The sequence below is a fragment of the Xenophilus sp. genome (assembly GCF_044462705.1).
Classification (GTDB): Bacteria; Pseudomonadota; Gammaproteobacteria; order Burkholderiales; family Burkholderiaceae_C; genus Xenophilus; species Xenophilus azovorans.
The window spans coordinates 1-10,730 of the sequence record NZ_JBIQNC010000168.1 but is presented as its reverse complement, the minus strand read 5'-3'; the positions used below and the strand labels follow the sequence as shown (position 1 = coordinate 10,730).

Sequence of the window (10,730 nt, the reverse complement as noted above, 5' to 3'; positions counted from 1 at the left end):
AGGCCATGCACGAGACCGGCGTGCCCGAGGACCTGCGCACGCGCCTGGCCCAGTCTTTCTTCCAGACCGCGGACTGGATGCGCAACAAGGGCGGCTGAGCGCCCGCCGGGCCTTCAGCGTCCCGCCGGCGCCAGCAGCACCACCAGCGCCCCCGCGCCGCCCTCGGCCGGGCGGGCCTGCACGAAGGCCAGCACCTCCTTCTTCTGGATCAGCCAGCGCTGCGCCTTGAGTTTGAGCACCGGCTGCCTGCCGGGCGAGCCCAGGCCCTTGCCGTGCACCACCCGCACGCAGCGCACGCCCTGGCGGTGGGCGGTGCGGATGAAGGCGCCGAGCGCCTCGCGCGCCTCGTCGCTGCGCAGGCCGTGCAGGTCGATCTGCCGCTGGATGCTCCATTCGCCGGCGCGCAGCCGGCGCGTCACGTCGGTGCCGATGCCGGGCTGGCGGAAGCTCATCTGGTCGTCGGCGTCGAGCAGCGTGCTGACGTCGAACTCGTCCGAGAGCGATTCCCGCAGCACCGCCGCGGCGTCGAGCTGCTGCTGCACCGGCCGCGGCGCCGGCGGCGCGGGCGACAGCACCACCGCGGGCTTGTGGCGCAGCGGGCGGGTGGCGCCGCGGTCCGCGCCGATGGCGCGGGCGAACAGGTTCTGCTCGGCCTCCCGCCGCCGCGCCTCGGCGGCCCGCGCCGCGGCCTCGGCGGCCTCGCGCTCGCGCTGCTTGGCCAGGGCGCGCTGCACCTGCTTCAGCTCGGCCAGGCTCTTGAGGGCAGGGGTCTTGGCAGGCATGCGGGCAGTGTCGCACGCACTGCGCCGAGGGTCAGAGCAGGCCGGCTTCGGCCATCGAGAGGGCCTGGCCGGGCGCGACGATCACGTGGTCCAGCACGCGCACGTCCACCAGCGCCAGCGCGGCCTTGAGCGTCTGCGTCAGCGTCTCGTCGGCGCGCGAGGGTTGCACGCTGCCGCTCGGGTGGTTGTGCGCCAGCACGACGGCGGCGGCGTGGTGGTGCAGGGCGCGCTTGACCACCTCGCGCGGATACACGCTGGTCTGCGCCAGCGTGCCGCGGAACAGCTCCTCCAGCGCGATGAGGCGGTGCCGGCTGTCCAGGAAGAGGGCGGCGAACACCTCGTGCCCGTGCCCCGACAGGTGCAGTTGCAGGTAGCGCTTGACGGCGTCGGGCGCCTCGAACACCGTGCGCTCGCCCAGTTGCTGGGCCATCGCGCGGCGCGCCAGCTCCAGCACGGCGATCAGCTCGGCGCGCTTGGCGGTGCCGCCCAGGCCCCTGATGCGCCGCAGGTCCTCGGCGCCGGCCTGGAGCAGCCCGGCCAGGCCGCCGAACTCGTCCAGCAGGCGCTGCGCGAGTTGCAGCACGTTGCAGCCGGCCACGCCGGTGCGCAGCAGCAGCGCCAGCAGTTCGGCGTCGCCCAGGGCGGCGGGGCCACGCGCCAGCAGCTTCTCGCGCGGGCGGGCGTCGGCCGGCAGGTCGGTCAGGTTCACGGATCTCCTCCCCGGGGGCGCGGGAAGCACCCCTCTTCTAAAATCGCCGGTCCAGTTTATCGGGGCGCTTCCCTTGTCTTCGCACACCACCGACGCGGTGGTGCAGCCCGGCTCCTTCCTCACGCTGCACTACCGCCTGGCCGGCCCGGCCGGCGACATCATCAACACCTTCAGCGACAAGCCGGCCACGCTGTCGCTCGGCACGGGCGAGCTCTCGCCCGCGGTGGAGCAGCGCCTGCTGGGCCTGCCCGAGGGCGCGCACCGGACCTTCGAGCTGCCGCCCGGCGAGGCCTTCGGCGAGCGCAACCCCGAGATGCAGCAGTGGGTGGCGCGCTCGCTGCTGGCGCAGATGGGCGACCCGGACGAGCAGTACCACGCCGGCGACGTGGTGCAGTTCCCCACGCCCGACGGTGCCGGCAGCTACGCCGGCGCGGTGATGGAGACCAGCGAGACGGCGGTGCGCTTCGACTTCAACCACCCGCTGGCCGGGCAGCCCGTCACCTTCGAGGTGCAACTGATCGGCGTGCTGTGAACATGGGCGGCGTCAATGAGATCGTCCTGGCCGAGCCGCGCGGCTTCTGCGCCGGGGTGGACCGCGCCATCGAGATCGTCGAGCGCGCGCTCGCCAAGTTCGGCGCGCCCATCTACGTGCGCCACGAGATCGTGCACAACACCTACGTGGTCAACGAGCTGAAGGCCAAGGGCGCGGTCTTCATCGAGGACCTGGCCGAGGTGCCGCCGGGCGCCACGCTGGTCTTCAGCGCCCACGGCGTGAGCAAGGCGGTGGAGGCCGAGGCGCAGGCGCGGGGCTTCTCCATCTTCGACGCCACCTGCCCGCTGGTGACCAAGGTGCACGTCGAGGTCGCCAAGCTGGCGCGCGAGGGCTACGAGTTCATCATGATCGGCCACAAGGGCCACCCGGAGGTCGAGGGCACGATGGGCCAGCTCGACCACGGCATCCACCTGGTGGAGGACGTGGAGGACGTGGCGAAGGTGCAGCCCGCGCAGACCGAGAAGCTGGCAGTGGTGACGCAGACCACGCTCTCCGTCGACGATGCCGCCGAGATCGCCGCCGCCGTGCGCACGCGCTTTCCCAAGGTGCGCGAGCCCAAGCAGCAGGACATCTGCTACGCCACGCAGAACCGGCAGGACGCCGTCAAGCTGCTGAGCCCGCAGGTGGACATCGTCATCGTGGTCGGCAGCCCCACCAGCTCGAACAGCAACCGCCTGCGCGAGCTGGCCGAGCGCCTGGGCACGCCGGCGCACATGGTCGACTCGGCGGCCGAGCTGCAGGCCGAATGGTTCGACGGCCGCTCGCGCGTGGGCCTGACGGCCGGAGCCTCCGCGCCGGAGGTGCTGGTCGCCGAGGTGATCGAGCGCATCCGCGCGCTGGGCGCGGTGTCGGTGCGCTCCATGCCGGGCATCGAGGAGAAGACCAAGTTCCCGCTGCCCAAGGGCCTGCGGCTCGACGACATCCCGCCGCCGCAGCACATCTCATGACGCAGCACATCGACGACGACATCGACTGGCACGCCGAGATCGGCGCCGCCGCCCGCCGGCTGGGCGGGCACGTGGGCCCCTTCCTGCGCGAGACGCCGCTGTGGCGCCTGCCCGCGGCGGCGCTGGGCGTGGAGGGCGCCGGCGAGGTCTGGCTGAAGCTGGAGCACCTGCAGACCAGCGGCAGCTTCAAGGCGCGCGGCATGCTCAACCGGCTGCTGGCCGGCGACATCCCCGAGGCGGGCGTGGTGGTGGCTTCCGGCGGCAATGCCGGCATCGCCACCGCGGCGGCGGCGCGGCACCTGGGCGTGCGCTGCGAAGTCTTCCTGCCCGGCGTCTCGTCCGAGGCCAAGCGGCAGCGGCTGCGCGCGCTGGGCGCGCAGGTCAGCGTGGTGGGCGAGGTGTATGCCGATGCCCTGGCCGCCTGCCTGGCGCGCCAGCAGGCCACGGGTGCATTGCTCACGCACGCGTACGACCAGGTCGAGGTGGTGGCCGGCGCCGGCACGCTGGGCCTGGAGATCGAACGCCAGGCCGGCGCCGCGCCCGACGCGGTGCTGGTGAGCGTGGGCGGCGGCGGCCTGGCAGGCGGGCTGGCGGCCGCGCTGGCCGGCCGCTCGCGCATCGTCGCGCTGGAGCCCGAGGCCGCGCCCACCCTGTTCCGCGCCCGCGAGGCGGGCGAGCCGGTGGACGTGGAGGTGGGCGGCATCGCCGCCGATTCGCTCGGCGCGCGCCGCATCGGCAGCCTGGCGTGGCGGATCGCGCAGCGCCACGTGCAGGAGGCGCTGCTGCTGTCCGACGACGCCATCCGCGCCGCCCAGCAGTGGCTGTGGCGCGAGATGAAGCTGGCCGTCGAACCCGCCGCCGCGCTGCCGCTGGCCGCGCTGCACAGCGGCGCCTGGCGGCCCGCGGCCGGCACCGCCACCTGCCTGGTCATCTGCGGCGCCAACGTCGATCCCGCCACGCTGGGCTGAAGCGCCGGCATCGGGCCTTTCCCTAGAATCGCCCGATGCTCGACATCAACCTGCTGCGCAAGGACCTGCCCTCGGTCGTCGCGCGACTCGAAACCCGAAAAAAGAACCAGCCGTACCTCGACATCGGGCGCTTCACCGCCCTCGAGGCCGAGCGCAAGCAGCTCCAGACCCGCACCGAGGAGATCCAGGCCCGGCGCAACGCGCTGAACAAGCAGATCGGCCCGCTCAAGGCCAAGGGCGAGCCGGTCGATGCGCTGATGGCCGAGGTCGGCGTGCTCAAGGCGGAGCAGGAGGCGTCCGCCGTCCGCCTGGACGAACTGCAGCCCGAGCTGCAGGCCCTGCTGCTGGCCGTGCCCAACCTGCCGCACGAGAGCGTGCCGGCCGGCGAGGACGAGAAGGACAACCTCGAGGTGCGCCGCTGGGCGCCCGTGGGCGGTGAGGGTGCCGACGCACCCGCCTTCGCCTTCGAGCCGCGCGACCACGTGGACCTCGGCGCGCCGCTGGGGCTGGACTTCGAGACCGGCGCCAAGATCGCCGGCGCGCGCTTCACCTTCATGAAGGGCCCCATCGCACGGCTGCACCGCGCGCTCGCGCAGTTCATGCTCGACGTGCAGACACAGCAGCACGGCTACACCGAGTGCTACGTGCCCTACATCGTCAACGCCGACACGCTGCGCGGCACCGGCCAGCTGCCCAAGTTCGAGGGCGACCTGTTCGCCGCCAGGAAGGGCGGGCAGGAAGGCGAGCCCGTGCCCGACACGCAGGCGCTGTACCTCATCCCCACCAGCGAAGTGCCGTTGACCAACTACGTGCGCGACACCATCGTGCCCGAGGCGCAGCTGCCGCTGAAGCTGACGGCGCACACGCCCTGCTTCCGTTCCGAGGCGGGCAGCGCGGGGCGCGACACGCGCGGCATGATCCGCCAGCACCAGTTCGACAAGGTCGAGATGGTGCAGATCACGCACCCCGCGAAGAGCTACGAGGCGCTGGAAGAAATGACGCGCCATGCCGAGGCCGTGCTGCAGGCGCTGGAGCTGCCCTACCGCGTCGTGCTGCTGTGCACCGGCGACATGGGCTTCGGCTCGACCAAGACCTACGACCTGGAAGTGTGGCTGCCGGCACAGGACACCTACCGCGAGATCAGCTCGGTGAGCAACTGCGAGGCCTTCCAGGCCCGGCGGCTGCAGGCGCGCTTCAAGAACGCGCAGGGCAAGAACGAGCTGCTGCACACGCTCAACGGCTCGGGCCTGGCGGTGGGCCGCACGCTCGTCGCGGTGCTGGAGAACCACCAGCGCGCCGACGGCTCCATCGCCGTGCCCAAGGCCCTGCAGCCCTACCTGGGTGGCCTGGAGGAACTGCGGCCCTGAAGCGGGGCCGGAGCGATTCTCTCTGCTAGAATCGCAAGCTTCGACAAATTTGCAGCTTGTGGAGAGGTGGCAGAGTGGTCGAATGTACCTGACTCGAAATCAGGCGTACGTGCAAGCGTACCGTGGGTTCGAATCCCACCCTCTCCGCCAGGACTAGGCCCATGATGGTCCATTACAGACCACCGGCCACCCCCAGAAGCCCCGCTAGACGGGGCTTTTTCATGCACGGTAGTCCACGGTAGTGCTTTGACAGCCACGGCCAAAAGGGGGCAAATTTGGGGGAACGGGGAGCAAGATGCCCCCGGTTTTCTGGAGATTCCCCCACCATGCCGCTTACCGATACCGCGTGCAAGAACGCCAAGTGCCCGCCTGACAAGTCCCGCGCTCGCTTTGCCGACAGTGGCGGGCTCTACCTCGAAGTTGTGCCCACGGGCGGCAAGCTCTGGCGCTGGAAGTACCGCTTCGCCGGCAAGGAGAAGCGCCTCGCCATCGGCAGCTATCCCGCGATCAGCCTGGCGCAGGCCCGGCGCGCACGTGACGATGCGCGGCTGACCCTGAAGGCAGGGCGTGACCCGGTGGCCGTGAAGAAGGACGCCCAGCTTGCCGAGCGGGTACGGCTGGACAACACCTTCGAGGCCGTCGCCCGGGCCTGGTTCGACCACTGGAAGGACGCGCGCAGCGCCCGGCACGCCGAGTACGTGCTGCGCCGGCTGGAGGCGGACGTGTTCCCGGACCTGGGCAAGATGCCCGTCGCCGAAATCACGGCCTCAAGGCTGGTGGCGATGGCCAAGAAGATCGAGAAGCGCGGCGCGCTGGACATCGCCAAGCGGTCATTGCAGACGTGTGGCCAGGTCTTTCGGTACGCCATCGCCCACGACATGGCTGAGCGCAACCCTGCCGCCGACGTGAAGCCCTCGGACGCCCTCAAGCCTCGCGTGAAGCAGCACTATGCGCGGCTGGACGCCAAGGAGCTTCCCGAACTGCTGCGCAAGATGGAAGCCTACGCAGGCGCCCCGTACACCCGATTTGCCATGCAGCTGATGGCGCTGACCTTCGTTCGCACTGGTGAGCTGATCGGCGCGCGGTGGGACGAGATCGACCTCGACGCTGCCGAGTGGCGCATTCCTTCCGAGCGGATGAAGATGAAGACGCCGCACATCGTGCCGCTGTCCAAGCAGGCCGTCGAGGTGTTGAAGTGCCTGCACGAACTTCGCGGCCTGTCTGGCCTGGTGTTCCCTGGCGAGCGCGACCACGAGAAGCCGATGAGCAACAACACGATCCTGAAGGCGCTGGAGCGCATGGGCTACAAGGGCAGGATGACGGGGCACGGCTTCCGCGGTGTCGCGTCCACGATCCTGCACGAGCAGGGGCACCGGCACGACATCATCGAACTGCAGTTGGCCCACGCTGAGCGCGACGAAGTTTCGGCCGCGTACAACTTCGCCACCTACCTACCGCAGCGCCGGAAGATGATGCAGCAGTGGGCCGATCATCTGGACCATCTGCGCGCGGGCGCGAAGGTGCTTCCATTCAAGGCGGCGTGATGGCCGGCAAATCGATAGCGGCAGATGCCACGATGGTGCGCAAGCTCCTGAAGTCGGCCGAGGAGTTTCACTTCGCCGCTGAGCTTTGCAGATCGAAGATGGATATGCAGAAGCCGGAGTCATGGCTGCTGGCTCCGCAGATGACCAACTACGCTCTAGCCTCCGAATTGGCATTGAAGGGCTTGCAGGGTCATCACCTTGGGATCATTACGCACGGCCACGATCTGGAGGCGCTGTGCAAGAGTTTGCCTGCTGCGTCCATCGACAAGATCCGTGGGCCGGACTACTCTGATCAGAGCTTCTGGGCCGAATTGAAGAAGTGCCGCCGCACCTTCGAGGAGTGGCGCTACACGCACGAAGCCGGACAGATACGCGCTCATCTCTTCTTCATTCAAGCGTTCGCGCGGTCCTCCATCGGCGTGCTTCACGAAGAGGTCGCCGGGCCGCACTCGCCCCTGTAGTCCAATCTCAGGCAGCCGTGGCGGCGAAGCTGGCCAACCTCAAGGCCGGCGACAACCAGCACAAGGCAGGTCCGGCAAATTTGCCGGACCACAGCATCAGCCAAGCCCAGGCCGCCGAGATGCTGAACGTGAGCGAGCGCAGCGTGCGTGCAGCGGCGACCTGCTGCGCGGGCTGCTGGACTTCGTTGACGGCGATGGTGGCCCCGATGCCTTCGCCGCCGCTCTGTTCGCGCACCCCGAAATCGGCCCGCTGATCCCCTTTCACTTCGACGTGATCCGCGACTACCTGGCCGAACAAGCGGACACCTACCGCGACATGGTGAGGTCGATCACTGACAGCCTCGCCTACGGCATGTCTGCCGCGATGAAAAAGAACCTGCGCCGATAAGGAGGAAACCTCATGAAGGACGCAAATGAAAAGCCCCAAGGTCGCGCCAACGACCGAGGGGCCAAGAGGAATACCAACGAGAGCCTTGATCGTACCGCCATCCTGCGGTCGAAGTCCACCACCGGCACGGCCCAGCGCGAGCGCATCCTTGCCGCCCTGCGCAGTGGTCCCAAGACCAGCTATGACCTGCGCCGGCTGGGGTGCTATCAGGCGCCGGCTCGCGTGAAGGAGCTTCGGGACCGCTTGGGCTACGAGATCGAAACCCAGCGCGTGACGCTGACAGACGGCTACGGCTACACCCACGCCAATGCCGCTCTGTACACGCTGCGCGGCGAACCGCAGGAGGCAGTGTGATGCATGGCCTCCAAGTTCAAGAAGGACAGACGGGACGCCGGCCGGTTCATCATGATCCCGGTCCCCGTCATGGAAAGCGAGCCCTACAAGGCCCTTGGATCGTCCGCCAGGGCGCTTTTGCTGGACATCGCGTCTCAGTACTGCGGCGACAACAACGGGCGACTCCTGGCGGGCTGGAAGTTCATGTCCGAGGAGCGGGGTTGGCGGTCGAACAACACGCTGCTGGACGCCAAGCGCGAACTGCTGGCCAGCGAGTCGCTGGTGGTCGAAACCCGCATGGGCAAGTTCCCCAGCACCTCGGCATGGTTCGCCTGCACGTGGTGGCCGCTGGACTGGTGCCCCGACATGGAAATGCCAGTCAATGCCTTCCCTCGTGGTGGGTACAAGAGACTGAAGCAGCCCCTGTAGATGGCTTCTCTAGATGTTGTGCAGTTTCTGCACAAGGGAGACGGCGAAATTGGGGTCGTACAGGTGCAGTTTCTGCACCTAGAGATGAGGCTCCTTGTGCAGTTTCTGCACCTGTAGGGGGCCTCTCTTGTGCAGTTTCTGCACTAAGCGCCTCAATTTTCGGGGCCGCCACGAAAGGCGGTGCGGCATGACCTGGGCCGAAGAGATTCCGAGCCTGTCCATCGCGCTGCTGCCCAACGGCAACCTGCGGCTGGAAGACGAGAGCTTTGGCGAGAGCGCCGTAGTCGATGTCCATCCCTGCCAGCTTCGCCTGATGGCTGAGAAGCTGGGCCTTGTCCGCGAGGTGTCCGCTTCCGATGCGGACATGCTGCGGACAGAGCGGGAACGGGCTGCGCAGGCCATCGCCGATCTTGAGAGGCTGATCCCCTGGCTGGAGATGTTGGAGACGCGGTGCTCGCAACTGCACGACAACATCATGGGCGTGAGCCAGGCCGGGCATGAGGACGTGAACATCGAGATCGCGCAATCCGCTGCCCTGGCCGACATCGCGGAGCAGGTTCTCAGGGACGCTCAGGCGGCACTGTCACGCCATGTCACGCAGCCGCCCCGCCCGTGTCCCGCGGGACAAGAAGGTGGACCCGGGGTTCCCCTTCGATCCGCACCGGGTGCGGATCATGCAAAGACCCCCGAAAGCGGTGGTGTTCAAGAGCCCCAAAAACGGGTGTCTTCGGCCCGGCAACTTGACCTTGTCGCGGAGGCCGCATGAACGCCCTCGGCTCGATTGGCGACCGCCTGCGTGAACAGGAAATCCAACTCCAGGGCGAGCTGCGCCGCAAGCAGATCAACGAGGCGACGTACAACCAGTACATCGAGGTTGCGCGGGACACCTACACCCGAGAGGTGGACATGTACAAGGAGCGCACCAAGGCCATCGAGGAGGCGCAGAAGGACTGGCTCAACGGCGCCAGCGAAGCCTTCGCCAACTACTACGACGAGGCCATGAACAAGGCCAAGCACATGGAGGAGATCGTCGGCAACGGACTCAAGAGCCTGGAGGACCAGTTCACAAACCTCCTCACCGGCAAGGGCTTCGATGGCAAGGCGCTTCTCGAAGGCATCGGCAACGACCTCTCCCGGGCCTTCGTGCAGGAGAACATCGTCGGGCCGCTCGCCGGTCTTGCGAAGGACTACCTGGGCGTGAGCCTCGGTGGCGTCGGCAAGATGGGCACGCAGTCCAATCCGATGTTCGTGAAGCTGGTGGACCACCGGGTTCACCTCGCGCTATACCTACCTCGGCGTCAAGCACGTCTTCTGAGCCGGGCCCTCGCGCGGTGCTCCGCGCTCCGGGCGTCGGCCATCCTGCGCGGTTCCGCCGTACGGAAGCCGCGCGGACTTTCCGGTGTGCCGGCGAGCCGCCGTTTCCAGAATGAATGCGTGTCCATTCCAGAGACCGCCATGCACAGACGTCATTTCATCCGCGCTGCGGCCGCTGCCGCCGTGCCGCTGCCCGCGGCGCACGCGCAGGACGCGCGAGGATGCCGGGCCACAGCGCGCGGCCCGCCGCCATCTCGGCGAGGAAGCCGGTGGTCTCCACGAAGCGGTTGCGGTAGGTGGCGCGCCCGTCCTCGAAGTGCATCGCGTGGAGCATCCCGTCGCCGTCGTAGGGGTGGTAGATGCCGAGCGATTCGTGCACGGGGTTGTGGGTGTTGCGGACGTAGATGCCGTGCAGGTCGCGCGGGATCTCGCCGATGACCTTCATGCTCGCGGTGTCCGCCACGCACTCGGTGAACATCGGTGCGTAGGGGCCGCGCAGGAACGGGTGGTCGGTGTCGGCCGGCAGGGTGTTGGGAACGGTTCGGAGGATGTGGTGCATGGGTGCGGCGCCGGGAGATTCCGCTGGGCATTCTCCGGACCGCCGCGGCGGCGGAGAAGCCTGCGGCGTGCGCGCTTCCGCACAGTGGAACCGTCCGGCTGAAGCTGCCGCCGCCATCGCCGTGCCGGCGGCCCCGCGCGTGTCGGCATCCGCTGACCCACGGGCATGGCGTTCCTACACGGTTGCAGGGATGGAGACGACGGTGGCTCGGCTGCCGCTGGCCGCAGCATGCAAGCGTCGACGACCCGATCGACGTTTTGCCTGCACAAGGAGATCACATGTCACACCGCAGTCCCATCATCGCTTCCCTCCTGCGTCCGGCGATCGCCGCGGCGCTCCTGGCCGGCACGGCCGTGGCCATGGCGCAGAGCACGCC

Annotated in this window: 13 protein-coding genes, 1 tRNA gene and 2 pseudogenes; 12 read left to right on the top strand and 4 right to left on the bottom strand. The window is 68.6% G+C overall.

All coding sequences use genetic code 11. The features are described from left to right. Window positions 1-98, top strand: a pseudogene (locus tag ACIY1X_RS20275) (globin); the annotation flags it as partial. Window positions 99-113: 15 nt separating this feature from the next. Here the strand turns inward: ACIY1X_RS20275 and ACIY1X_RS20270 are convergent. Both ACIY1X_RS20270 and radC read right to left on the bottom strand, forming a co-directional pair. Then, window positions 114-782 (bottom strand): Smr/MutS family protein, encoded by a 669-nt coding sequence (locus tag ACIY1X_RS20270; protein WP_399684018.1) that lies wholly within the window; start codon window positions 780-782, stop codon window positions 114-116. A 31-nt stretch (window positions 783-813) separates the two neighbouring features. After that, a complete protein-coding gene (gene radC, locus ACIY1X_RS20265) occupies window positions 814-1,491 on the bottom strand; it encodes a DNA repair protein RadC (protein WP_399684016.1) in 678 nt (225 codons plus the stop codon). Window positions 1,492-1,564: 73 nt separating this feature from the next. Between radC and ACIY1X_RS20260 the strand changes: the two genes are divergently transcribed. The 7 genes from ACIY1X_RS20260 to ACIY1X_RS20230 all read left to right on the top strand — a co-directional run bounded on the left by ACIY1X_RS20260 (window position 1,565) and on the right by ACIY1X_RS20230 (window position 7,331). Then, a complete protein-coding gene (locus ACIY1X_RS20260; protein ID WP_399684014.1) occupies window positions 1,565-2,023 on the top strand; it encodes a peptidylprolyl isomerase in 459 nt (152 codons plus the stop codon). A 2-nt stretch (window positions 2,024-2,025) separates the two neighbouring features. After that, a complete protein-coding gene (ispH, locus tag ACIY1X_RS20255; protein WP_399684011.1) occupies window positions 2,026-2,991 on the top strand; it encodes a 4-hydroxy-3-methylbut-2-enyl diphosphate reductase in 966 nt (321 codons plus the stop codon). Continuing rightward, window positions 2,988-3,959 (top strand): threonine/serine dehydratase, encoded by a 972-nt coding sequence (locus ACIY1X_RS20250; protein WP_399684009.1) that lies wholly within the window; start codon window positions 2,988-2,990, stop codon window positions 3,957-3,959. Before ispH ends, ACIY1X_RS20250 begins: the two co-directional genes overlap by 4 nt. A 35-nt stretch (window positions 3,960-3,994) precedes the next feature. After that, window positions 3,995-5,326 carry a serine--tRNA ligase gene (serS, locus tag ACIY1X_RS20245; protein WP_399684006.1) on the top strand — a complete coding sequence of 444 codons (1,332 nt, stop codon included), beginning with the start codon at window positions 3,995-3,997 and terminating at the stop codon, window positions 5,324-5,326. A 60-nt stretch (window positions 5,327-5,386) separates the two neighbouring features. After that, window positions 5,387-5,476: transfer RNA gene (locus ACIY1X_RS20240), tRNA-Ser, on the top strand. Between the two features lie 176 nt (window positions 5,477-5,652). After that, window positions 5,653-6,870: a tyrosine-type recombinase/integrase gene (locus tag ACIY1X_RS20235; RefSeq protein ID WP_399684003.1), complete on the top strand. Its 1,218-nt coding sequence runs from the start codon at window positions 5,653-5,655 to the stop codon at window positions 6,868-6,870. Continuing rightward, window positions 6,870-7,331 (top strand): hypothetical protein, encoded by a 462-nt coding sequence (locus ACIY1X_RS20230; RefSeq protein ID WP_399684001.1) that lies wholly within the window; start codon window positions 6,870-6,872, stop codon window positions 7,329-7,331. The genes ACIY1X_RS20235 and ACIY1X_RS20230 overlap by 1 nt, the downstream gene beginning before the upstream one ends. 7 nt (window positions 7,332-7,338) lie before the next feature. Here ACIY1X_RS20230 and ACIY1X_RS20225 read toward each other — a convergent pair whose 3' ends face one another. Continuing rightward, window positions 7,339-7,596 (bottom strand): hypothetical protein, encoded by a 258-nt coding sequence (locus ACIY1X_RS20225; protein ID WP_399683999.1) that lies wholly within the window; start codon window positions 7,594-7,596, stop codon window positions 7,339-7,341. Window positions 7,597-7,731: 135 nt separating this feature from the next. On the opposite strand from ACIY1X_RS20225, the gene ACIY1X_RS20220 reads away from it, so the two are divergent. From ACIY1X_RS20220 to ACIY1X_RS20205, 4 genes and pseudogenes are all read left to right on the top strand, one after another. Beyond that, window positions 7,732-8,073: a helix-turn-helix domain-containing protein gene (locus tag ACIY1X_RS20220; protein WP_399683997.1), complete on the top strand. Its 342-nt coding sequence runs from the start codon at window positions 7,732-7,734 to the stop codon at window positions 8,071-8,073. A gap of 3 nt (window positions 8,074-8,076) precedes the next feature. Continuing rightward, a complete protein-coding gene (locus ACIY1X_RS20215) occupies window positions 8,077-8,481 on the top strand; it encodes a hypothetical protein (protein ID WP_399683996.1) in 405 nt (134 codons plus the stop codon). Between the two features lie 187 nt (window positions 8,482-8,668). Then, entirely contained in the window at window positions 8,669-9,247 is a 579-nt protein-coding gene (locus tag ACIY1X_RS20210; protein WP_399683993.1) for a hypothetical protein, read from the top strand. After that, window positions 9,244-9,594 (top strand): annotated as a pseudogene (locus ACIY1X_RS20205) (phage tail tape measure C-terminal domain-containing protein); the annotation flags it as partial. The gene ACIY1X_RS20210 and the pseudogene ACIY1X_RS20205, both read left to right, overlap by 4 nt. A gap of 358 nt (window positions 9,595-9,952) precedes the next feature. Here the strand turns inward: ACIY1X_RS20205 and ACIY1X_RS20200 are convergent. Continuing rightward, the gene (locus tag ACIY1X_RS20200; protein ID WP_399683991.1) at window positions 9,953-10,354 is read right to left on the bottom strand and encodes a carotenoid oxygenase family protein; all 402 of its coding nucleotides are present in this window, start codon (window positions 10,352-10,354) and stop codon (window positions 9,953-9,955) included. Window positions 10,355-10,730: the final 376 nt, after the last annotated feature.